Source organism: Paraplanobispora takensis (assembly GCF_016863195.1).
Lineage (GTDB): Bacteria > Actinomycetota > Actinomycetes > Streptosporangiales > Streptosporangiaceae > Planobispora > Planobispora takensis.
This window is the reverse complement of sequence record NZ_BOOK01000061.1, coordinates 37,335-57,582: the sequence shown is the minus strand read 5'-3', so window position 1 is coordinate 57,582 and position 20,248 is coordinate 37,335. Positions and strand designations below refer to the sequence as shown.

General features: G+C 72.0%; 23 protein-coding genes. 9 read left to right on the top strand and 14 right to left on the bottom strand.

Going from position 1 to position 20,248, the window contains the following annotated elements; all coding sequences use genetic code 11:
- From Pta02_RS35095 to Pta02_RS35080, 4 genes are all read right to left on the bottom strand, one after another.
- Positions 1–661 (bottom strand): MCP four helix bundle domain-containing protein (locus tag Pta02_RS35095; RefSeq protein WP_203879321.1); only part of this gene is annotated, 661 nt, incomplete at its 3' end.
- 110 nt (positions 662–771) lie between these two features.
- A complete protein-coding gene (locus Pta02_RS35090; protein WP_203879320.1) occupies positions 772–1,713 on the bottom strand; it encodes an endonuclease/exonuclease/phosphatase family protein in 942 nt (313 codons plus the stop codon).
- A 79-nt stretch (positions 1,714–1,792) separates the two neighbouring features.
- Complete coding sequence (locus Pta02_RS35085; protein ID WP_203879319.1) at positions 1,793–2,845, bottom strand: NAD(P)H-dependent amine dehydrogenase family protein; 1,053 nt, start codon at positions 2,843–2,845, stop codon at positions 1,793–1,795.
- Between the two features lie 87 nt (positions 2,846–2,932).
- Positions 2,933–3,721, bottom strand: a complete 789-nt coding sequence (locus Pta02_RS35080) for an SDR family oxidoreductase (protein ID WP_203879318.1) — start codon at positions 3,719–3,721, stop codon at positions 2,933–2,935.
- A gap of 186 nt (positions 3,722–3,907) precedes the next feature.
- On the opposite strand from Pta02_RS35080, the gene Pta02_RS35075 reads away from it, so the two are divergent.
- From Pta02_RS35075 to Pta02_RS35060, 4 genes are all read left to right on the top strand, one after another.
- Positions 3,908–4,093 (top strand): hypothetical protein, encoded by a 186-nt coding sequence (locus Pta02_RS35075; RefSeq protein WP_203879317.1) that lies wholly within the window; start codon positions 3,908–3,910, stop codon positions 4,091–4,093.
- Between the two features lie 259 nt (positions 4,094–4,352).
- Complete coding sequence (locus Pta02_RS35070) at positions 4,353–4,922, top strand: hemerythrin domain-containing protein (RefSeq protein WP_203879316.1); 570 nt, start codon at positions 4,353–4,355, stop codon at positions 4,920–4,922.
- A gap of 214 nt (positions 4,923–5,136) precedes the next feature.
- The gene (locus Pta02_RS35065) at positions 5,137–6,417 is read left to right on the top strand and encodes an ArsB/NhaD family transporter (RefSeq protein WP_203879315.1); all 1,281 of its coding nucleotides are present in this window, start codon (positions 5,137–5,139) and stop codon (positions 6,415–6,417) included.
- A gap of 144 nt (positions 6,418–6,561) precedes the next feature.
- Positions 6,562–7,008 carry a CBS domain-containing protein gene (locus Pta02_RS35060; protein WP_203879314.1) on the top strand — a complete coding sequence of 149 codons (447 nt, stop codon included), beginning with the start codon at positions 6,562–6,564 and terminating at the stop codon, positions 7,006–7,008.
- Between the two features lie 67 nt (positions 7,009–7,075).
- Here Pta02_RS35060 and Pta02_RS35055 read toward each other — a convergent pair whose 3' ends face one another.
- From Pta02_RS35055 to Pta02_RS35045, 3 genes are all read right to left on the bottom strand, one after another.
- The gene (locus tag Pta02_RS35055) at positions 7,076–8,002 is read right to left on the bottom strand and encodes a DUF2382 domain-containing protein (protein WP_203879313.1); all 927 of its coding nucleotides are present in this window, start codon (positions 8,000–8,002) and stop codon (positions 7,076–7,078) included.
- Between the two features lie 105 nt (positions 8,003–8,107).
- Positions 8,108–8,608 (bottom strand): GNAT family N-acetyltransferase, encoded by a 501-nt coding sequence (locus Pta02_RS35050; protein ID WP_203879312.1) that lies wholly within the window; start codon positions 8,606–8,608, stop codon positions 8,108–8,110.
- A 60-nt stretch (positions 8,609–8,668) separates the two neighbouring features.
- Positions 8,669–9,850: an ROK family protein gene (locus Pta02_RS35045; RefSeq protein WP_203879311.1), complete on the bottom strand. Its 1,182-nt coding sequence runs from the start codon at positions 9,848–9,850 to the stop codon at positions 8,669–8,671.
- Between the two features lie 311 nt (positions 9,851–10,161).
- Here Pta02_RS35045 and Pta02_RS35040 point away from each other — a divergent pair, with 311 nt between their 5' ends.
- Positions 10,162–11,037: an amidohydrolase family protein gene (locus Pta02_RS35040; protein ID WP_203879310.1), complete on the top strand. Its 876-nt coding sequence runs from the start codon at positions 10,162–10,164 to the stop codon at positions 11,035–11,037.
- A 15-nt stretch (positions 11,038–11,052) separates the two neighbouring features.
- Here Pta02_RS35040 and Pta02_RS35035 read toward each other — a convergent pair whose 3' ends face one another.
- Positions 11,053–12,924: a sensor histidine kinase gene (locus Pta02_RS35035; protein WP_203879309.1), complete on the bottom strand. Its 1,872-nt coding sequence runs from the start codon at positions 12,922–12,924 to the stop codon at positions 11,053–11,055.
- Positions 12,925–13,030: 106 nt separating this feature from the next.
- Between Pta02_RS35035 and Pta02_RS35030 the strand changes: the two genes are divergently transcribed.
- Positions 13,031–13,450, top strand: a complete 420-nt coding sequence (locus Pta02_RS35030; protein ID WP_239131475.1) for a hypothetical protein — start codon at positions 13,031–13,033, stop codon at positions 13,448–13,450.
- Here the strand turns inward: Pta02_RS35030 and Pta02_RS35025 are convergent.
- The 3 genes from Pta02_RS35025 to Pta02_RS35015 all read right to left on the bottom strand — a co-directional run bounded on the left by Pta02_RS35025 (position 13,392) and on the right by Pta02_RS35015 (position 17,025).
- Complete coding sequence (locus tag Pta02_RS35025) at positions 13,392–14,249, bottom strand: hypothetical protein (RefSeq protein ID WP_203879308.1); 858 nt, start codon at positions 14,247–14,249, stop codon at positions 13,392–13,394. The genes Pta02_RS35030 and Pta02_RS35025 overlap by 59 nt on opposite strands.
- 126 nt (positions 14,250–14,375) lie before the next feature.
- Complete coding sequence (locus tag Pta02_RS35020; protein WP_203879307.1) at positions 14,376–15,881, bottom strand: S1 family peptidase; 1,506 nt, start codon at positions 15,879–15,881, stop codon at positions 14,376–14,378.
- A gap of 184 nt (positions 15,882–16,065) precedes the next feature.
- Positions 16,066–17,025 carry a LysR family transcriptional regulator gene (locus Pta02_RS35015; RefSeq protein WP_203879306.1) on the bottom strand — a complete coding sequence of 320 codons (960 nt, stop codon included), beginning with the start codon at positions 17,023–17,025 and terminating at the stop codon, positions 16,066–16,068.
- Between the two features lie 136 nt (positions 17,026–17,161).
- Here Pta02_RS35015 and Pta02_RS35010 point away from each other — a divergent pair, with 136 nt between their 5' ends.
- Positions 17,162–17,383 carry a DUF6158 family protein gene (locus tag Pta02_RS35010; protein WP_203879305.1) on the top strand — a complete coding sequence of 74 codons (222 nt, stop codon included), beginning with the start codon at positions 17,162–17,164 and terminating at the stop codon, positions 17,381–17,383.
- An 86-nt stretch (positions 17,384–17,469) separates the two neighbouring features.
- Entirely contained in the window at positions 17,470–17,709 is a 240-nt protein-coding gene (locus Pta02_RS35005) for a hypothetical protein (RefSeq protein ID WP_203879304.1), read from the top strand.
- On the opposite strand, the gene Pta02_RS35000 is transcribed toward Pta02_RS35005, so the two are convergent.
- From Pta02_RS35000 to Pta02_RS34990, 3 genes are read right to left on the bottom strand one after another with little or no spacing between them, the layout of a single operon-like run.
- Positions 17,706–18,278 (bottom strand): P-loop nucleotide/nucleoside kinase family protein, encoded by a 573-nt coding sequence (locus tag Pta02_RS35000; RefSeq protein ID WP_203879303.1) that lies wholly within the window; start codon positions 18,276–18,278, stop codon positions 17,706–17,708. The two genes, Pta02_RS35005 and Pta02_RS35000, sit on opposite strands and share 4 nt — an antisense overlap.
- Positions 18,275–19,096, bottom strand: coding sequence for a patatin-like phospholipase family protein (locus tag Pta02_RS34995; RefSeq protein WP_203879302.1), 822 nt, complete (start codon positions 19,094–19,096; stop codon positions 18,275–18,277). Before Pta02_RS34995 ends, Pta02_RS35000 begins: the two co-directional genes overlap by 4 nt.
- Positions 19,097–19,147: 51 nt before the next feature.
- Entirely contained in the window at positions 19,148–19,579 is a 432-nt protein-coding gene (locus Pta02_RS34990; RefSeq protein WP_203879301.1) for a PPOX class F420-dependent oxidoreductase, read from the bottom strand.
- A 50-nt stretch (positions 19,580–19,629) separates the two neighbouring features.
- Between Pta02_RS34990 and soxR the strand changes: the two genes are divergently transcribed.
- Entirely contained in the window at positions 19,630–20,157 is a 528-nt protein-coding gene (gene soxR, locus Pta02_RS34985; protein WP_203879300.1) for a redox-sensitive transcriptional activator SoxR, read from the top strand.
- Positions 20,158–20,248 lie beyond the last annotated feature (91 nt).

Below are 20,248 nucleotides of genomic sequence, written 5' to 3'. Positions count from 1 at the left end.
AACGGGTGCCCAGCACGCTCAGCGCGACCGCCAGCAGCAGCGCCAGCGCAAGGGTGCCGTACAGGATCCGTTCGCTGGTGGACTCGACGTCGGCGATCTCCTTCTCCAGGGCGGCGACGCGCTTGTCGATGGAGGTCCGCAGCTCCGTGCTGATCTCCACGCCCAGGGCCCAGGCCTCGCCGGCGGCACCGTCGTTGATGCTGTCCATCGCCTCGACGCGGCCCTCACGGGTGTCCTCGGCGAGCAGCTTGACGATCTTGTCGTCCTCGACGAAGAAGTCCTCCCAGGCGGGCCGGAGCTTGTCGAACTGCGCCTTCTCGGCCGCGGTCAGGTACTGGACGTGGGTGGTGTCCAGGGTGGCGAAAAGGGCCTTCTTGGTCGCCATCAGCCCTTCGCGGTTGTAGGAGTCGGGCTGGATGGCCTCCCTGCCGCCGTAGGCCCCGGCGTCGGCCACCACCAGGCCCTGCCAGCTCGTGGCGTCGGCGACGTGGTAGGCGAAGGTCTGGATGTCGTCCTTGACCTGCTCCAGCTGGTCCATCCGGAGGTTGATGTCGTGCTGGCGCTTCAGGCCCCACTGGCCGACGGCGACCGCGGCGACGATGAGCGCCGAAACCAGCAGGAACGACAATCCCAGACGTTTGCCGACGCTGAGATTCCTCAACCGAGACACGATGTCTTCCCCAGTCACTCGCAGAACTGCCAACCGTCACATGAAGCCTCTTCTCCGATCGGCATCGCGGACGGCGAGTTGAGGACGTGGCGGCTCTCTTTTTACGGCAGGCCGAGTTCGGCGAAGACCGGGCGGTGGTCGGTGCCGGGCAGCGGGTGCACGCTGAAGGCGTACACCGCCATCCGCTCGTCGGCGAGCACGTGGTCGATCGTCACGCCGGGGACGGGCGACCACCCCTGCTGCGGCCAGGTCGGCGTCAGCCCCCGGCCCGTCACGTCCGCCGCGTCGCGGTAGCCGCTGTCCAGCAGGTCGCGGACCGGCCGGTGGTCGAGGGTGGCGTTGAAGTCGCCGGCCAGCACCCGCAGCTGCCCGCCCGCCCTGGGCAGCGCCGCGAGGCCGTCGGCCCAGCACTGCACCTTGTAGTCGTAGCGCGGCGCGCACGGGTGCACCGAGACGACCTCGATCTCCCCGGCCGGATGCGCGACCACCGCGCGCGCCTGCCGGAAGTCGCCCAGCTCGATCTGGGGCAGTTCGGTGAGGGGGTGCCTGGAGTAGATCCCCGACCCCGACACGCCGTTCTTCGACCGGTCGACCACGTGCGGCATGGCGGTGCGCAGCCCGGCCTCGTCCAGGCGGCCGAGTGCGTCGGGAGTGAGCTCCTGGACGGTGAGCACGTCGGGATCGAGGTCGCGCACCAGCCTCATCAGGGACGCGGTGTCGCCCGCCCCCACCGCCAGGTTCGCGGCGAGCACGCGCAGCCGCCGGTCCCCGGGCCGCTGCTCGCCGTCGGAGACATGCCGGGGGAGTACGGCGGCCGCCAGCGCCAGGCTCGTCACCAGGGAGACGACCGCCGCCGCCCGGCGCCGCAGCCCCAGTCCGAGCAGCAGCGGGAGCGCCGAGGCCGCCGCCACGTAGGGGGTGAACGCCACCAGCGGCACCCACTGCCACACCGGCGTCCAGCCGGAGATCCTCAGCACCGCCCACCCGGTGAACGGCAGCAGGATCAGCCAGACCAGCCCGCTCACCCATCTCGATTCGATCACGAGGCTGGAGCGTAGCCGGAGGGTGTGCAGATTCTGTGGAGATCCGTACCGTTCCCGGGGGAGATGCTCCCCCGGCCGGTCAGGCCAGCAGGCCGCGGCCGGTGACCAGCGGCAGGTCCAGGGCGGTGAGCAGGCCGGGCGGCGCCTCGACCACCGCCGGGACGGCGTTGACCAGCCGCATCGCGGTGGCCTTCAGGCCCGCGGTGTTGTGGTCGCCGTCGCTTCCCAGCAGTTGCAGGTCGAGGGTGTAGTCGGGCTCGCCCCTGACCACGACGCGGTAGCAGCCCTTGCCCGTCGGCTGCGGCCAGTCCGGGCCGAGGTCGTCGCGCAGCCGCGTCACGTGCTCCAGCACGATCGCGGCCCGGCCGTCCCGCATACCCCTGACCTCGAAGCGCAGCGCGGCGGCCGTACCCTCCTCGATCGTCCCGGCGGTGATCTCGAACGTCTCGGGCGCGGGCAGGCGGGTGTGCCACTCCTCGACGCCGTCGAGCTCCACGCCCAGGCCCGCCGCGAGCTGGCGGACCACGCTGCCCCACGCCATGGTCAGCACGCCCGGCTGCAACAGCGTCGGCACGTCCTCCAGCGGGCGGCCGAAGCCCATGATGCCGAACAGCACCATGGCCTGGTCGTAGGTGGCGTAGTTGAGGACCTCCATGCAGCGCACCTCGTCGATGCGCTCGCTGATGCCCGTCAGGGACAGCGGCAGCCAGTCGTTGGCGTAGCCGGGGTCGATGCCGTTGACCCAGATCGAGGCGCCGCCCTCCCGCGCCGCCTCCCGGATCGGGCCGTCCAGCGAGCCGTCGGGGAACTGCAGGAAGACCGGGCCGCTGGCCACGACGTTCGCGCCCGAGCGCAGGATCCGGGCCAGGTCGTCCAGGGCGTCGAAGATCCGGTCGTCGGCCATGGCGGTGTAGACGACGCAGTCGGGCCGCAGCGCCAGCAGCGCCTCGGCGTCGCGGGTGGCGGTGACGCCGAACGGCTCCAGCCCGGCCAGCTCACCGGCGTCGCGGCCGTCCTTGGCCGGGTTCGACACGTAGACGCCGGCCAGTTCGAGGTCGGGCCGGGCGCGGATGCCCGCGAGCGTGTGCCGGCCGACGTTGCCGGTGCTCCACTGCACCACCCTGTAGACCATGGCCCCTCCCTGGGGTTCTTCCGGGGCGGGGCCGCGCTCCCGCCCTGTGCCGTGCGACGGGCTCCACGCGGCCCGCCGCCGTCCGCGCTAGAGGTCGGGCAGCCCGAGGTCGAGGTTGGGCCGGTCGAGGCCGCCGTCCACCTCCAGCACCGTGCCGGTCATGTAGCCGCCCGCGGGGGAGGCCAGGAACAGTACGGCCGCCGCCACCTCCTCCGGCTCCCCGATCCGCCCGAGCGGGGTGTTGCGCTCCATCCGGGTGCGCAGGCCGTCGTCGCTCATGACGATGTCCAGAGCGGAGGTCGCGACCGAGCCGACGGCGATCGCGTTGACGCGGATCCGCGGCGCCAGGTCCTGCGCCGCCAGCCGCGTGTAGTGCGCGAGCGCCGCCTTGGCCGTGCCGTACGCCAGGTAACCCCGTCCCGGCACCCGGCCCATCACCGAGGAGATGTTCACCACCACCCCGCCGCCCGCCTCGATCATGTACGGCACGGCGGCCCGGGTCAGGTCGTGCGCTATCCCGACATTGAACTGGAACGCATTCTCAAGATGCTTTCGCCTGGTGTCGAGGAACGGCCGGGGAAGCGCGCCGCCCACGTTGTTGACGACCACGTCCAAGCGGCCGAAGGCGTCCACGGCCCGCTGCGCGAGCATCTCGGCCGCGTCCGGCCCGCTCAGGTCCGCGGGGACGACCAGGGCGCGCCGCCCGGCCGTCCCCACCTGCTCGGCGACCGCCTTCAGCTGCTCTTCCGTGCGGGCGGAGATCACCACGTCCGCCCCCGCCTGTGCCAGTGCGACCGCCGTCGCGGCCCCGATGCCACGGCCCGCGCCGGTGATGACCGCGACGCGGCCGGGAATGCGGAAACGGTCCAGGATCATTTCTCGGCCTCCAGTACCGCAGCCTAGAACTGATCTAGAACCTGTTTCAATATCACGGGCGATATTGATGGTGGGCGCACCGGTCACAGCGTGTCGCCGGCGCCTGACATACACCCGCCCCTCCCGGGCACACCTCTCGCACCGCGACGGGAGACACCGTCGCGACGAGGGACATCAGGAGGAAACATGTCGAACCCCGACGAGAACAGGCCGCTGGCCGACCGCCGGAACATCGACGAGGAGCACGACGTGCCGGATGTGGCCGGCGAGTTCTCCCCTTCCCCGACGGATCCGTCCAACCAGCCGGAGGAGGACCCGGACGACCGGGTCTACGGCCAGGCCGAGGGGTACGAGAAGCCGACCGAGGTGTGAGGGGACCGGGCGTCGGGGACGGGCGCGGGGGACACGCCGCAGGGTGCCGTGGGGGGACTCTGCGGGGTGCCGCGAGGTGAAGGTCATCGCATGGGCATCCGCGGGGAAAGCCTTGCTCCGCGGGCTCGTGTCCGCCCGGCCGGTCCCGTCCAGTTTGCAATCTTGTCGAGTAGATGGTCCCGTTCCGGCGCCGCCGTGATCGACGTGGCCGTCACCCGGGCCGATCCCGAGGCGGCCGATCACGGAGAGGAAAGCCCTGATGAGCACGATCCAGGAAACGGACGTCGTCGCCGTCCTGACACACGATCACCGTGAGGTCGAGCGGATGTTCGCCGAGCTGGAACAGCTGGCGACGGGGGACACCGGCAGGCGCCGGCAGCTCACCGAGAAGGTCATCACCGAACTGGTGCGCCACTCGGTCGCCGAGGAGGCCTACGTGTACCCGGCCGTGCGTGATCTCGTCCCCGGCGGCGACGCGCTGGCCGACCGGGAGCTGCGCGAGCACGCCGAGGCCGAGGAGACCATGAAGGAACTGGAGGAGACCGACATCGCCGACGCACACCACGGTGTCCTGCTGAACCGGCTGATGGCCGAGATCCGCGCGCACGTGAAGGAGGAGGAGCACGAGCTCTTCCCCAAGCTGCGTGCCAACGCCGACGCCGAGCAACTGGCCGAACTGGGCCGCAAGGTCCAGGCGATCAAGAAGGTCGCGCCCACCAGGCCGCACCCGTCGGCCCCGGACACCCCTCCGGGCAACAAGCTGATGGGACCGCTCACCGGTCTCGTCGACCGGGTGAGGGACGCGCTCAGCGGCCGCGGCCAGGACTGAGAATCCGGCCCCGGGCGCCTGACGGGGACGCGCCGGGCCGTACGCGGACGCCCGGGGCAAGGGGGTACGGCCGGCGGGCGGTGCGACCGGCTCCGGGCGTCCGCGGTCGCGGACGTCCTGATAGGTTCTCCGCGGGTGTGCCGGGAAGTCTGGTCGGCGCCCGCCGGGGCGTCCCGGCGGGGAAGTGCACGGGGCCGGCCCTGGGAGGTCTCCGGTGACCGCGATCGCCGCCGTAATGATCTTCGTCGTCTCCTACGGTCTCATCGCGACCGAGCGCGTCCACCGGACCGCGGCCGCCCTCGGCGGCGCGGGGCTGATGCTGCTGATCCACGCCACCGGCGGCCGGTCGGCCTTCTTCTCCGAGCACTCCGGCATCGACTGGAACGTCGTCTTCCTGCTGCTGGGCATGATGGTGATCGTCGGCGTGCTCCGGCAGACCGGCGTCTTCGAGTACGTGGCGATCTGGGCGGCCAAACGGGCCATGGGCCGGCCGTTCCGGCTGATGGTGATGCTCGTGGTCATCACCGCCTGCGCCTCGGCGCTGCTGGACAACGTCACCACGGTGCTGCTGATCGCCCCGGTCACCCTCCTGGTCTGCGACCGGTTGTCCCTGCCGGTCGCGCCGTACCTCATCGCCGAGGTGATGGCCTCCAACATCGGCGGCACCGCCACCCTCATCGGAGACCCGCCCAACATCATCATCGCCAGCCGGGCGGGTCTCACCTTCAACGACTTCCTCGTCCACCTGGCCCCGCTGATCGTGGTGATCATGGTGGTGTTCGTCGGGCTGTGCCGGTGGCTGTTCCGCCCGGCGTTCGTCTACGACCCCGTCCGCGCCGCCGAGATCATGCGGCTCAACGAGCGGGAGGCGATCAGGGACCGCCCGCTGCTGCGGCAGAGCCTGGCGGTGCTCGTCGTCGTCATCGCGGGCTTCGTCCTCCACCCGGTGCTGCACTACGAACCCGCGGTGGTCGCGCTGCTGGGGGCCGGCCTGCTGGTGGCGGCGACCAGGGTCACCGTCGAGGAGTCGCTGCGCGACGTGGAATGGGCCACCCTGGTCTTCTTCATGGGCCTGTTCGTCATGGTCGGCGCGCTGGTCGAGACCGGCGTGATCGACAGCCTGTCGAGGGCGGCCGCCTCGGCCACCGAGGGGCGGCTGGGCCTGACCGCGATGGTGCTGCTGGGAGCCTCGGCGGTCATCTCGGCCTTCGTGGACAACATTCCCTACGTGGCGACGATGAGCCCGATCGTGGCGGACCTGGTCCAGGCGGGCGGGCCCGACCACCAGGTGCTGTGGTGGGCGCTGGCGCTGGGGGCGGACCTCGGGGGGAACGCCACGGCGGTGGGCGCCTCGGCCAACGTCGTCGTCCTGGGCATCGCCGAGCGCAACGGCACCCGGATCAGCTTCTGGGAGTTCACCGGGTACGGGCTCGTCGTCACGGCCGTCACCGTGGCGCTCTGCGCGCCGTACCTGTGGCTGCGCTATCTCATGTGAGAGACGGAATCCCATGTGAGAGACGGCATCCCATGGGGACGCGGCGCCCGGCGGGAGCGGCGGCCCCGGTTAGCCTGGTCTCCGCACAGACCCGTCCCCGGACGGGCGTCCCGCTCGACCTCACGCAGGCGAAGGAGCCCACCCGTGCGCGCTCGCGACCTGGCCGCCGCGTTTCCCACGGTCACCCTCGGCACCTCGGCGCTGGCCGCCGCGCGCCTGCTGGCCGAGCAGGACCTGCCCGGCCTGATCGTCGTCGACGACGAGGGCCGCCCGTTCACGATCCTGCCGGGCACCCAGGTGCTGAGACTGGCCGTCCCCCCGTACTGCCGGGAGGACCCGGCGCTGGCGCGGGTGATCGACGAGGCCCACGCCGACAGGTTCGTCGCCGAGCTCGGCGGGCGGAGCGTCCGGGAGTGCCTGCCCGACCAGCCCCGCGAACTGCCGATCACCGACCCGGAGGCGACCATCCTGGAGATGGCCGCGCTGATGGCGCGCACCCGCAGCCCGCTGGTCGCGGTGGTCGGCGACGACCGCGGGCTGCTGGGCGCGGTCACCCTCCAGGCCCTGCTCGACCGCGCTCTGGAGACCTGACCCGGATACCCGGCTCCGGGGACCTGACCGGCGCCTCGCGTCCGCCGGTCGGGTCCCCGCGGCGGGGTCAGAGACCCCGGTCGGGGTCGTCCTCGCCTTCGAGGACGATCCGCTCCTTGCGGACCTGCTCCGAGATCGTCTCCTCGTCGGTGATCTGGTCCTTGGTCAGGCGGACCCGCTCGACCGGTACGGTCTCCGTGGTGATGACGGGGCGCTCCTCGTGCAGGGTGATCTCGTGCTCGGACTCGGTCAGCTCGGGCCCGCGCAGAGCCTCGTCCAGGTTGTCGCCGGTGATGGGCTCGCGCTCTATGCGCGCCTCCTCCCGGGTGACCGGGACGGTCATCTGCTGTTCCTCGGTGACGATGTACTTGCGCAGCCGTACCCGGCCGGTCTCCTGGGACTCGGTGCCGACGTCCAGGCGCTCCTCGGAGCGGGTCATGGCGTCGTCGGAGGCCGGGTGCGCGGCGCGCGAGGCGGCCTCACCGGTGGACAGAGCCGCCTCGGCCGAACCGGGGGAGCCGCTGAGCCCGGAGGTGGAGTCCAGGCCGCCGGAGGCGTCCAGCCCGGAGGAGTCGCCCAGGCCCGCGGAGGTGCCCAGGCGCTCGCGCTCCCGCAGGCCGCCGGAGTGCGCCCACCCGCTCTCGCCCGGCTGGTTGGCCTGCTGCCAGGAGGACTCCCAGTCGATGTCGTAGTAGCGGTAGAGCTCCCGTTCCTCCGCCGCCGACAGGTGGCCGCCGGCGTCCACGTCGACGTGGGGCGCGTCCTTGATGGTCTGCTTGTCGTAGGGGACCTCCACGTGGTCCTGGACCAGTACGGCGTCGCGGATCGGTACGAAGGTCTCGCTGAGGCCGAAGAGCCCGGTCTTCACGCACAGCCATTCGGGCCGGCCGGTGGCGTCGTCGAGATAGACGTGCTTGACCTCCCCGACCTTGTCGCCGTCGGCGGCGTAGAGCGTGTGGTCGATCACGAGCGGTATCTGCTCCTGAGTGATCATCTTTACCCCTCTCTCTGCTCGTCCGTCGGCTGTGCTCTACCGCCACTTCTACCGAGAAAACCTCACATAGAGGGATTTAACAGTCATTTAGCGTCAAATGACCAATCATTGGACGGAGCGCCAGACCACCTCCCCCTCCGCCCGCTCGTCCGTCGGCACGAGCCCGATGCGGCGGGCCACGGCCGAGGACGCGGCGTGCTCTGGATGGATCGTGGCCTCGAACGCGGTCACACCCCGCTCGGCCAGCCAGGTGAGCATGGCACGCGCGGCCTCGGTGGCTATCCCGCCGCCCTGCCACGGCGTGCCGACCACCCAGGCGACCGCGGCCCGCGGCGGGGTGACCGTCGCCTGGACGTAGCCCACCAGCGCGCCGTCCAGCCGGATCACCCAGTTGAGCCACTGTTCGCCGCCGCCGGGCGCCGGTCCGGCGATCATGCGGGCGTAGCGGTCGCGCAGTTGCCCGGCGGTGGCCGGGGAGCCTCCGATGAAGGTGTGCAGGCCGGGGTCGGCCAGCGCCTCTGCCATCTCCTCGGCGTGCTCGACCGCCAGCGGTTCGAGGGTGAGCCGGGTCGTCGTGATCTCTTCGGCGTTCGCGGGGAGGTCCATGGAGACCGCAGTGTGGCACAGCGGAAGATCGTCCGCCGCCCGGTTGCCCGGCTCCGGCGGCTACGCCTGGACGAAGGACTGGTCGACGCTGTCGGGGGACAGGACGTGCTCGATGACCATGACGGCGGCGCCGATCACGCCCGCCCGGTCGCCCAGCTCGCTGGCGGTGATGGTCAGGTGCTGGGTGGCCAGGGGCAGCGAGCGGCTGTAGATGACCTCGCGCAGACCGGCGAGCACCTGCTCCCCGGCCTCCGCGACGTCGCCGCCGATCACGATCACCGAGGGGTTGAAGAAGTTCACGATCGAGGCGAGGACGTCACCGATCTCGCGCCCGGCCTGGCGGATGAGCTGGACCGCCTGGGTGTTCCCGGCGCGCACCAGGCCGACCACGTCACGGCTGCCGGCCGCCTCGACCCCGACGGCGCGCAGCCGGGCGGCCATGGCGGCGCCGCCCGCCACCGCCTCCAGGCAGCCGACGTTGCCGCAGCGGCAGATGATGTCGAGCGCGGAGGCGACCCGGATGTGCCCGACGTCGCCGGCCGCGCCCTGGGCGCCGCGGTGCAGGCGGCGGTCGCTGATGATCCCGCAGCCTATGCCGGTGCCGACCTTGACGAAGATGAGGTGGTCGGCCCCCGGGCGGGCCGCCCAGTGCTCGCCCAGCGCCATGATGTTGACGTCGTTGTCGACCAGGACGGGGGCGCCCAGCCGCTCGCCGAGCCACTCGGGGACGGGGAAGCCGTCCCAGCCCGGCATTATCGGCGGGTTGATCGGCCGTCCCGAGCTGTGCTCGACCGGACCGGGCAGGCCGACCCCGATGCCGCAGACCTCCTCGACGGAGTGGCCGGTCTCGGCGAGCATCTCCTCGAAGGTGCGCAGGAGCCAGGTGAGCGTCACCTCGGGGCCGCGGTCTATCGGCACCTCGGCCGCCCGCTCGGCCAGGACCTCGGTGGCCAGGTTCGTGACCGCCACCCGGGCGTGGGTCGCGCCCAGATCGGCGGCGAGCACCACGCGGGCGGAGCTGTTGAAGGTGAAGGCGACGGCGGGACGCCCGCCCGAGGAGATCGCCTCCTCGGTGGGGACGATCCACTGCCGGCTGAGGAGAGCGTCGAGCCGCTGCGCCAGGGTGGAGCGGGCCAGACCGGTGAGCTGCACCAACTCGGCCCGGGTCCGGGCCTGCCCGTCGCGCAGGATCGTCAGGAGGGCCCCCGCGCCGGTGAAGGAACCGCTCGCCTCGCTCAGCATGCGCACAGTCAACACCCCTCGTTTTCGTCACGTCAACGCGACTTAATCCCGTCCCGTCCGCTCATTATGCCCTACCAGGTGTTACTTTTGTTTAGACGAAGTCATAAGTGAGAGATCTCGCCTCGAAACGTCGTCGAAATCGGTCGGCCACTGGCAGATTTCTTTTGAAAGCGTAGCGGGGATGTCGCATACGACCCGCCGCACGGGCATGAGGTCCGACCTATGCAGCGGTATTCCCGGAGATGCCTTGTCCGGGGCCGCTCCCGCCGGTTGAATGGTCCGATCACTTCCCAGGAAATCCGGAGAGGGCCATGATCGACGCGCATCATCACGTCTGGGACCTGTCCGTACGGGACCAGGACTGGATCACCGGTCCGGAGCTGGCCCCGCTGCGCCGGGACTTCGGGATCGACGACCTCCCGGCCGCGGCGAACGGCGTCACGGCCACCGTGCTCGTGCAGACGGTCGCCGTCGCCGGGGAGACGCCGGAGTTCCTGGCCCTGGCCGAAAGGCACGATCTCATCGCGGCGGTGGTCGGCTGGACCGACCTGACCGCGCCCTCGGTCGCCGACGACCTCGCCGCGCTGCGGGCCGCGCCGGGCGGCCGCCGCCTGCGGGGCATCCGGCACCAGGTGCAGGGCGAGGCGGACCCGCGCTGGCTGTGCCGCGACGACGTGCGCGCGGGGCTGCGGGCCGTGGGGGAGGAGGGGCTCGTCTACGAGCTGCTCACCCTGCCCCACCAGCTGCCCGCCGCGATCGAGACCGTGAGCGCCCTGCCCGGGACGGCCTTCGTGCTCGACCACTGCTCCAAGCCGCCGATCGCCTCGGGTGCGCTGGAGCCCTGGGCCGGGCTCGTCCGCGAGCTGGCCGCCCGGCCCAACGTCACGTGCAAGCTCTCCGGGCTGGTCACCGAGGCCGACTGGGAGAAGTGGACGGTCGAGGACCTGCGGCCGTACGCCGAGGTCGTCCTGGAGGCCTTCGGGCCCGGGCGGGTCATGTTCGGCTCCGACTGGCCCGTCTGCCTGCTCGCGGCGCCGTACGAGACCGTGCTGGAGAGCGCGCGGGCCCTCACCGGCGGGCTGTCCGCCGGCGAACGGCGGGAGGTGTTCGGCGGCGTCGCGGCCCGCGTCTACGGGATCGCCCGGCCTCCTCGGGCGGCCACGGGACGGCCCGGGCCCTCTGCGTGAACGTCCGCGGTACGGCTACGGGATCGCCTGGGCCTCCTCGGCGAGGATCGAGGCCGGGATCAGGGCGACCGCGCTGATCCCTCCGTAGGGAGAGGGGCGCAGGGCGACCTGCACGCCCTGCCGGGAGGCGAGCATCGCGACCACGAACAGGCCGAGCCGGTCGCTGTCGGCCAGGTCGAACTCGGGGCTGTCGGCCAGGCGGCGGTTGAGCTCGCCCAGCTCGGGCTCCGGGATGCCCAGCCCCCGGTCCTCGATCTCGACCGCCAGCCCGGTCGCGGTGACCTCGCTGCGGACGATCACCCGGGTCTGCGGCGGGGAGAACACCGTCGCGTTCTCCACCAGCTCCGCGATCAGATGGATGACGTCGGCCACGGCCGAGCCCGCCAGCGAGGCCGAGGGCGTCGGCAGCACCTGGACCCGGGCGTAGTCCTCGACCTCCGCGACCGCCGCGCGCAGGACGTCCACCATCGGGACCGGCTTGCGCCAGCCCCGGCCGGGCGTGGCGCCGGACAGGATGATCAGGTTCTCCGCGTGGCGGCGCATCCTCGTGGTGAGGTGGTCCAGCCGGTAGAGGTCGGCGAGCGTCTCGGGCTGCTCCTCCTTGCGCTGCATCGCCTCCAGCTGGGTGAGCTGCCGGTGCAGCAGCGACTGGTTGCGCCGGGCGAGGCTGACGAAGACCTGGCTGACGCCCCGGCGCAGCCGGGCCTGGTCCACGGCCGCCTCGTAGGCGGTGTGCCGGACCGAGTCGAGCGCGTGGCCGATGTCGCGGATCTCCGGGGCGCCGTCGATCGCGGGCAGGGACTCCTCGGGCGCGTCCTGGCCCCGGCGCAGCCGGGCCACCAGGCGCGGGAGCCGGACCTCCGCCAGATCCCTGGCCGAGTCCCGCAGCGCGCCCAGCTCGGCGGCCAGGCGCCCGGCGAAGCGCAGGGACAGCAGCACCGACAGGATCAGCATGATCAGGCCAAGACCGCCGGCCACCGCGATCTGGACGAGGATGGCGACCGCGGCCGGGGTGACCCGGGGGACGAGCATGTCGACCACCTCGGCCTGGTCGCGTTCCACCTCGGCCCAGAACCGGTCGACCGGCGACAGGTCGGCCGGCAGGTCGCGGGAGGCGGCGACGCGCGTCTCCAGCAGGGTGTAGGCGCGCGAGACCGCCGAGGCCGCGAGCCGGTCGTACGGCGCGCGCAGCTCCGCGTCGAGCCTGGCCATGGCCTGCTGGTACACCAGCCTGCGGGTCGAGACCATCCGAGCGAAGGCGGCGTGCTCGGCGTCGCCGAGCCGCCCGCCCCCGCCCACCGCCGACAGCAGCGCCCGCTGCCGGGCCAGGATCTCCTTGGCCTCGCCGAGCGCGGTGACCGACCTGGCCTGCTGGTAGATCGAGATGTCCGGGACCAGGATCATCCGGTCGTACATGCGGAACATCGAGTCGACGATCCGGTTGTAGGTGTCGATCACCCGGACGGTGTCCGCGGAGCGGGAGTCGACCAGGGCGCGGGCGGCGGGCAACTGGTCGACCTCGGCGAAGAACGAGGTCAGCCGGATCCGCAGTTCCTCGCCGGCCGTCTCCTGGACGTCGTCGGCGAGCGCGAGCCTGCGGAAGTCCGCCAGGGCCTGGTCGGACTTGAGCCGCTGGGCGACGAGGGCGTCCTGGTCGGACTTGGCGTTCAGATAGCGGGCCGAGTGCAGCCGCTCGTTCTGCAGCTCCATGACGGCCCTCTCCGAGGGGAGGGCCACGTTGCCGGCCAGGGTGTTGATCTCCAGGAGCCGCAGTCCGTCACCGGCGGTCAGGCTGGCGGCGAAGCTCCAGAGCAGCACCAGGGAGATGATCGGTACCAGCAGCAGAGCGGTGATCTTGAGTCGGATCGGCCGGCCAGAGTTGTCCATGCGTCGCCTTGGGGGGAAATTTCATGATGGAATGCGCGATCAGAGATCGCCTGAGGTTACACCTCCCGCGATCCCTCGGTCAGGCCCATTCTCCTGGAGGCACCCCGTGCGGCTACCGCGCACCCCGTCCGGCTGGACCATCGCCGTCTTCGGCCTGCTCGCCTTCCTGCTCGGCGTCCTCGGGCTCATCTCGCCCGACACGATGCTGGCCATGCTCGGCTTCGAGGTCCTGCAGACGCGTGCGGAGGGTGACTACACCCTCGTGTACATGGCGGCCTCGTCCATGGCCGCGGTGAACATGGGGATCTACTACATGCTCGCCGCGGCCGTGGACTTCCGGCCGTTCTTCCTGTGGACGGTCCCGTTCCGGCTGGTGACCTTCACCGTCTTCACCACGCTCGTGGTCACCGGCGCCGCGCCCGCCAAGTTCCTCGGCGTGGGCCTGTGGGAGGGCCTGGGCGCGCTGATCACCGGGGCGGCGCTGTGGTGGGAGTCACGCCGGACGCCGGCCCCGCAGGCCGCCTGAAGAAGGCCGCGATCGCGTAGGGGTCCACGGGATCGGCGAGCAGGGCGAGCATCTCGTCGCGGCGCGCGGGGTCGACCTTGAACGGATGGCCGAACACCCGCGGGCCGGTCCCGTCGTGCAGCACCCGGGTCAGCATCAGATCACCCGGCAGGGCCTGCCCGGACAGCAGCTCGTCGGTCAGGACCACCTGTTCCGCGCCGTCGTCGAGGGTCACCCGCCGTCCGGAGACGCCGACGACCTCCCACAGGCGCGAGGGCGTCGTCCGCCACGACTCCAGCAGCTTCACCTCGTCCTCGCGCAGCCACTCGCCCCGCGCGTCCAGGAACTCGCCGATCACGTCGTGCTCGAACAGCGCCAGGTCGGCCAGGGCGTGCTCGGCCACCCGCACGCTCCGCGCCACCAGCTCCTCCACCAGGCGGCGCCGGGCCGGCCGGTAGAGGAAGACGAGCAGCCGGTCGAACAGGTCGGCGGCCCGATCGGCGAGCTCCCGATGGGGGTCGGTACGGCAGGCGGCGTACTCCGCGGCGTCCCGCCGCGCCGGCTCCAGCCCGGGGTCCAGCGCGAGCGCCTCCCCGACGAGCCCGGCCGCCTCGAAGGAGCGGCCCTCGCCCTCGGCGGACCTGGCGGCCAGCAGCAGCGCGACGGGGTCGGTGCGGGGCAGCGCCTCGACCACCGCGGAGGGCAGAGGCTCCCGCTCCACCTCGTCGGCGACCCGCGCGAGGGTCTCCGGGGAGCGCGACAGGTTGGCGATCACCGTGGACAGGTCCGCGTTCTCGTCCCGGGGCATCAGTTCGCTCATCCGTCCATCATGTCCGCCCCGCGGCCCACGCATGACGGCGGCGCCGCCGCCCCGGGCGGGGACGGCGGCGCCGCGGTCGTCATGAGAGGTGCTCGCGCGGGTCTCCCGCGCGAGCACCTCGCGGGGTCACGGCCTGGTCAGGCCGAGGGTGTAGGAGCCGGAGCCGCTGTAGGCGTGGACCCGGACCCGGTAGGTTCCCGCGGTGCCGTTGTAGGTGAAGGCCTCGTCGGGGTTGGGGCTGGTGCCCTGGGCCACGGTGGTCCAGGTTGAGCCGCTCAGCCTCTGGAGATAGGCGTCGTAGTCGGTGCCGTTGGGACCGTCCAGGCAGATGCGCTGCGTGCCCGCGGCGGCGGTGTAGCCGCTGGTGCTGGGCTGGTAGGCGTTCTGGTTGGAGGTCAGCGAGCCGGTGTAGGTGTTCTGGTAGCCGCTGCAGCCGGTCGGCGGCGGCCCGCTGCCGCCTGCCAGGGTGAGCCCGTAGGTCGACAGGATCTCGTTGACCGGCTGGTGGTAGGTGGTGCCGCCGGAGGTGCAGTTGCCCGAGCCGCCGGAGGTGACGCCCTGCGCCTGGTCACCGGAGATGTAGGAGCCGCCGGAGTCGCCGGGCTCGGCGCACACGGTGGTGCGGGTCACGCCGGTGATGGTGCCCTCGGGGTAGGTGACGCTGGTGTTGTGCTGCTGGATGGTGCCGCAGTGGTAGCCCGTGGTGGAGCCGGAGCGGCAGATGGAGGAGCCGACCGCGCGCTGGGTGGAGCCGTTCACCGGCAGGAGGGTGGAGCCGCTGCCCTTGACCACGCCGACGGGGGTCCAGTTGGAGTTGACCTCGACCCAGGCGTAGTCGTTGCCGGGGAAGGACGAGCCGCGGAAGGTGCCCTGGGCGACCCGGTTGTAGCCCTGGGTGGCGGTGCCGACCCGGCCGCAGTGCCCGGCGGTGACGAAGCCGCCCTGGCTGCCGGTCCTGGTCACCGAGAAGCCGACTGAGCAGCGCCCGCCCATGTAGTAGGCGTCGCCGCCGCGCACGTCGTACAGCGCCCTGGGATCCTCGGTGGAGGCCTCGACCCGGACGAGCGAGGCGTCGAGGCCGCTGCCGCCGACGAAGTTCTGGGCCTCGGCGACGTCGCGGGCCAGCACGACGACGATGTTGCCCTGCAGGTCGACGTACCAGGAGGGGATGGACTCGGGTGCGCTGCCGGAGAGCCCGTCCAGGTGGGCCTTGGCCGCGTCGAGTGTGGCCAGCGAGTGCTTGACGAGCTTGGCCTGCGCTCCGGCCTTGAGGATGGCCGAGACCTGGGTGGAGTCGTTGGTGGCGACCACGAGTTCGGCGGTGGGGCCGGTCAGCCAGGCGCCGGCGAAGTGGTCGCCGAGCTGCCGGTTGAGCACCGGCTCGACCTTGGACGCGGCGGCCTCGTTGACCAGGCGTGCCCTGGCCTCCGCGCCGGAGATGCCGAGGTCGCGCTGGAGTGCCTCGATCATCCCGGGGTCGGGCTGGGCGGTGGCCGCGGCCTGCGCCTTGGCCTGGGCGTACAGGGACTCGGGGGCGGATGAGCCGCCGGGGCCCCCGTGGGCGATGGCAGGGGTGGCCACCAGCGTGAGGGCGAGTGCGAAGCCCGCCGTCACGGCACTACTGCGGAGCATGTGATCTCTCCTCATGTTGGGGGGTGCGCGGTCACCGTAACCGCGCGGGGAGGAGAGGCGGCTCTATCACTTCGCCCCTATCACCGTGTTATGGGGATTTGTCAGAAGGGACCCGTGCCGCGGGCGCGACGGCTTCCGGCGCGGGCCCCTTCGGGAGGACGTCCACGGACGTCTGCGGCGTGGATCAGGGTGAGGTGCCGAAGTGGGGGTGGCCCGCCAGCCAGGCGGCGTAGCGTTCGCTGCGCCGTACGGCGTCGGCGTGGGCGGCCTTGGCGTACCCGGCGACCATCGGGGCGACGCGGGCGATGGGCGCGTCCGGATGCCAGCCGAGCAGGTGCCGCCAGCGCAGCGGGGCCTCGGAGATCGGGACCATCGCCAGCCCGGCGGAGGGCTGGAAGGTCGCCTGGCACAGCACCGCGGCACGGCCGACCTTGGCCAGATGGACGCACGTGGCCACGTCGGTCTCGTAGATGGTCTGGGGAGTGAAGCCCGCCCGGGCGCACGCCGCGGCGAAGCAGTCCCCGAAACAGCCGTCGCCGGGGGTGACCGCCCACTGCTCGCCGGCCAGCTCGCCCAGCTCCACCTCCCTGCGGCCGGCCAGCGGATGGTCCTCGTTGAGCATGACGAAGACGGGGTCGGAGCCGACGGTCAGCCACACCGCCGGCCCATCCACGGGCGGCTGGCTCTCCCCGCAGGCGCCGATGAGCGCGAAGTCGATCACCCCAGACATGATCATCGTGGTGAGTTCCCTGGCCGACCAGGAGGTGCGGGTGGTCACCGGCGTCGACGGCCACGCCGTCGCGAGCCGGTCCACCAGCCCTCCCAGGATCGGGCCGTTGGTGGCGCCCACCCGGTAGCGGGGGACCTCCCCGCCGGCGTTGGCGAACCGCACGGCCTCCTCCTGGAGCTCCCTGGCGGCGGGTAGCAGCACCCGTGCCCGGGACAGCACCAGTTCCCCGAGGGGCGTGGGTCTCGCACCGGTGTGGTCGCGGTCGAACAGGGTCCCCCCGAGCACCCGCTCTATCCGCTTGAGCTGCGCGGTCAGCGCAGGCTGGGCCAGTCCGAGATGGGTGGCCGCCTTGGTGACGCTCCCGGCCTCCGCGACCGCGCGCACGATCTTGAGGTGTCGGAGCTCGAGATCCATACCGGGAACGTAAGGCTCTCGCGTTATACCCGCAATCTAAATCAGTCACGAAATCTGACTGAATTTCGTGGAATCGTTCCAAAGGCAAGCACCGCGGCGGAGGTGAGGGCGGCCCGCGACGGGGTAGGCGGACCTCATGACGATGGGAATCGATCCGAAGGACCTCACGGAGGACGATCTGCTGCGCGAACTGCGGCAGTTGCACGCGACACGGACCGACACCTTCCTGCACGGCTCCGGTGACGCGCTCGCCAACCACACCGAACGGACCCGGGAACTGGAGGAGGAGTACCTGCGGCGCCACCCCGAGCGCCAGGTTGACCCCGAGCGGCTGCGCGAGGGCGCCCGGCAGCGCTGAACCCCCCGGCCCCGGCACGCGGCGACGCCGGACCGCGTGCTCCGGGGACACCAACGACCGGCGGGCACGACCCAGGAGGTATGGCCATGTACGACGCCAACCGGGATGTCCAGACCATGTCCCTTGAGGACAACACCGTCTACGAGGCGGTGGCCGCACTGGCCACCGACGGCCACACCGCCCACACGGCGGACGTCGTCCACATGACGGGCCTGCCGGAGGAGGCCGTACGGCGCAGTCTCGCGTCCCTGGCCGGGAAGGGCGTGATCGAGACACGCGACGGCTTCCACTCCCTCGGCCCGCACGACTGGGAAGTGGAGTACTAGCCGGGCCACCGGGCGGCGATCCGCTCCGCCTGCTCGCCGGCCGAGGGGGCGCCGGGCCGGTTGTCGACCTCGGTGTACGGCACCGCCGGCGGCTCGTCCACCCGGATCGCCCGCAGATACCGCTCGAACCCGGCCAGCTTGCCCCGGTCCCTGTCCAGGCCGCGCCGGAGCAGGCGCTCGCGCAGGGTGGGGCCGTCGGAGCGCACCCAGAGCAGGTGGACCGGCGGCCCGCCCAGCTCGCCGACCCAGCGCGCCCACAGCTGCGCGTCGTGGACCTGGGAGGTGAAGGGGCCGTCGAGCATGACCGGGCAGCCGTGGGAGCGGATCTGCCGGGCGAGGGCCGTCAGGCCGGCGTACTCGTGCACCTTGACGTGCTCGTCGTACCAGGGGCCCTCGCGCTCGCCGGGCTCACGGCCGTGGGCGCGCAGGGTGGCCGCCACGAAGCCGCCGTAGGCGGTGTCCTTGTCCAGCAGCGCGGGCACCGGGCGCAGCCGGACCAGCAGGGCCGCCGCCACGGTCGACTTGCCCGCGCCCGGCGGCCCGCTGACGATCCACAGCGGAGCGGTCACGACCAGGCTTTGCCCACGGTCTCGACGACGGCGGGCGCCTGGGCCAGGCCGGCGTCGAAGGCCGGGCGCCAGAGCGCCGGGTCCAGGACGTTGACGCCGAAGACGGCCATGGCCGCCTCGTCGGGGATCACATGGGCGACCACGGCCTCGCCGAGCTTGGCGATCTCGGCCTCGAAGCGCGCCCGCGGGGCGACGTTGGCCATCGGCTCCAGCACCACGACGGCCGAGGAGCCCTGCGCCAGGTCGGCGTTGGTGGCCGAGCGGACCCCGCCGTCCATGTAGCGGCGGCCGTCGATCCCCACCGGCGGGAAGACGCAGGGGACGGCGCAGCTGGAGGCGACCGCCGAGACCAGGGAGGCCCCGGAGTCGCGGTCCCAGACGACGAACTCGCCGGTTTCGGTGTCGACCGCGGTGACCAGCAGCCGGCGCTCGGGCCACTCCTTGATCGGCAGGCGGTCGCCGATCGTCTCGATCCTGGCGCCGGTGTCCTTGACCGACAGGGCCAGCTCGCCCACCCGCCTGCGGGCCTCGCGCGGTTCCAGGGAGGGGTCGTACAGGATGCCGAAGGCCGCCATGACCGGCTCCATGTCGATGGCCGGGACGGTCGCCGTCGTCTCCGAGGTCGCCTGGGCCGCGACCGCGGTCTCCAGATCCGCCTCGGTGGTGACCAGCGCGCCCACCACCGACCCCGCCGAGGTGCCCACCACCAGGTCCGCCGTTCCCAGATCCACGCCCGCACGCCGGAGGCCGGTGATGATCCCGGCCTCCCACGCGATCCCGGCGACGCCTCCGCCGCCCAGCACCAGTGCTCTCGTCATGCGCCCATTCTCACTCGGGTCACCTGGAGCACATAAGGGAGGATCCGGCAATCACCGGGATCGGACGTCGCGTCCCCGCATGTCCTGCTGCGCCGGATCGACGCCCCAGGAGATGATCCGCTCCGGGTGGATGCGGATGATCTCCCTGCTGAGGTACGGCATGGGCGGCTCATGGTCCTCGACGGCCTCGGCCGTGCCCCTGATCTCCACGCCCCGGACCTGCCAGGGGTCGGTCGAGGCCAGGTCGTCCACGACGAACGCCACCCGCCCGGTCTCCCGGACGTTGCGGAACTTCTTCGTGGCGCCCATGGCGCGGCCGTAGATGTCGATCGTGCCGTTCCCGGGGTTGTAGTGGAAGCCGGTGGGGCTGTTCTGGACGGTGCCGTCGAGGCTCACCGTGGCCAGGCGGCCGAGCCGCTGGGTCGCGAGATAGTCGAGCTCCGCCTGGCTGAAGATCTGTGCGGAGATGTCTGCGGTCGTCATGGGGCCAGGTTGCAACCTCAAGCCAGGTTGAGGTCAACATAGGATGGGGCGTGTCCCAGAATTCGGAGCTCACCGTCGGCCAGGTGGCCACCCGCAGCGGGGTCGCCGTCTCCGCCCTGCACTTCTACGAGGCCAAGGGGCTGATCCGCAGCCGCCGTACGGCCGGCAACCAGCGCCGCTACACCCGCGACACGCTGCGCAGGATCGCCTTCATCCGGGTCTCCCAGCGGGTCGGCATCCCGCTGAAGGTGATCCAGAACGCCCTGTCCGCGCTGCCCGACGAGCGCACCCCGAACCGGGAGGACTGGGCCAGGCTCTCGGCGATGTGGCGCTCGGAGCTGGACGACCGGATCAAGCAGCTCCAGCGCCTGCGCGACGGCCTGACCGACTGCATCGGCTGCGGCTGCCTGTCCCTGGACCGGTGCGCGCTGGCCAACCCCGGTGACGTGCAGGCGGCCAGGGGACCGGGTTCGCGGCTGATGGTCGCCCCGCCCGCCGCCCCGCGCGCCGTGAACTGCGCCCCGTGCGAGGATCCCGGCGCGGAGGTCCCGGACGCCCCGGAGGCCGCGAGCGCCTGATAGCGGAGACCGGGGACGCCGTGAGCTCATGAACGTGGAGGTCCGGATGCCGTGGGCGCCGTGAGCTCATGAGCGTGGAGGTCGCGGATGC

Coding starts and splice junctions, on each gene's coding strand:
- Pta02_RS35085 (WP_203879319.1), bottom strand. CDS start 2,845: ATGGTCTACAGGGTGGTGCAGTGGAGCACCGGCAACGTCGGCCGGCAC.
- Pta02_RS35080 (WP_203879318.1), bottom strand. CDS start 3,721: ATGATCCTGGACCGTTTCCGCATTCCCGGCCGCGTCGCGGTCATCACC.
- Pta02_RS35075 (WP_203879317.1), top strand. CDS start 3,908: ATGTCGAACCCCGACGAGAACAGGCCGCTGGCCGACCGCCGGAACATC.
- Pta02_RS35070 (WP_203879316.1), top strand. CDS start 4,353: ATGAGCACGATCCAGGAAACGGACGTCGTCGCCGTCCTGACACACGAT.
- Pta02_RS35055 (WP_203879313.1), bottom strand. CDS start 8,002: ATGATCACTCAGGAGCAGATACCGCTCGTGATCGACCACACGCTCTAC.
- Pta02_RS35050 (WP_203879312.1), bottom strand. CDS start 8,608: ATGGACCTCCCCGCGAACGCCGAAGAGATCACGACGACCCGGCTCACC.
- Pta02_RS35045 (WP_203879311.1), bottom strand. CDS start 9,850: ATGCTGAGCGAGGCGAGCGGTTCCTTCACCGGCGCGGGGGCCCTCCTG.
- Pta02_RS35040 (WP_203879310.1), top strand. CDS start 10,162: ATGATCGACGCGCATCATCACGTCTGGGACCTGTCCGTACGGGACCAG.
- Pta02_RS35035 (WP_203879309.1), bottom strand. CDS start 12,924: ATGGACAACTCTGGCCGGCCGATCCGACTCAAGATCACCGCTCTGCTG.
- Pta02_RS35025 (WP_203879308.1), bottom strand. CDS start 14,249: ATGAGCGAACTGATGCCCCGGGACGAGAACGCGGACCTGTCCACGGTG.
- Pta02_RS35020 (WP_203879307.1), bottom strand. CDS start 15,881: ATGCTCCGCAGTAGTGCCGTGACGGCGGGCTTCGCACTCGCCCTCACG.
- Pta02_RS35015 (WP_203879306.1), bottom strand. CDS start 17,025: ATGGATCTCGAGCTCCGACACCTCAAGATCGTGCGCGCGGTCGCGGAG.
- Pta02_RS35010 (WP_203879305.1), top strand. CDS start 17,162: ATGACGATGGGAATCGATCCGAAGGACCTCACGGAGGACGATCTGCTG.
- Pta02_RS35005 (WP_203879304.1), top strand. CDS start 17,470: ATGTACGACGCCAACCGGGATGTCCAGACCATGTCCCTTGAGGACAAC.
- Pta02_RS34995 (WP_203879302.1), bottom strand. CDS start 19,096: ATGACGAGAGCACTGGTGCTGGGCGGCGGAGGCGTCGCCGGGATCGCG.
- Pta02_RS34990 (WP_203879301.1), bottom strand. CDS start 19,579: ATGACGACCGCAGACATCTCCGCACAGATCTTCAGCCAGGCGGAGCTC.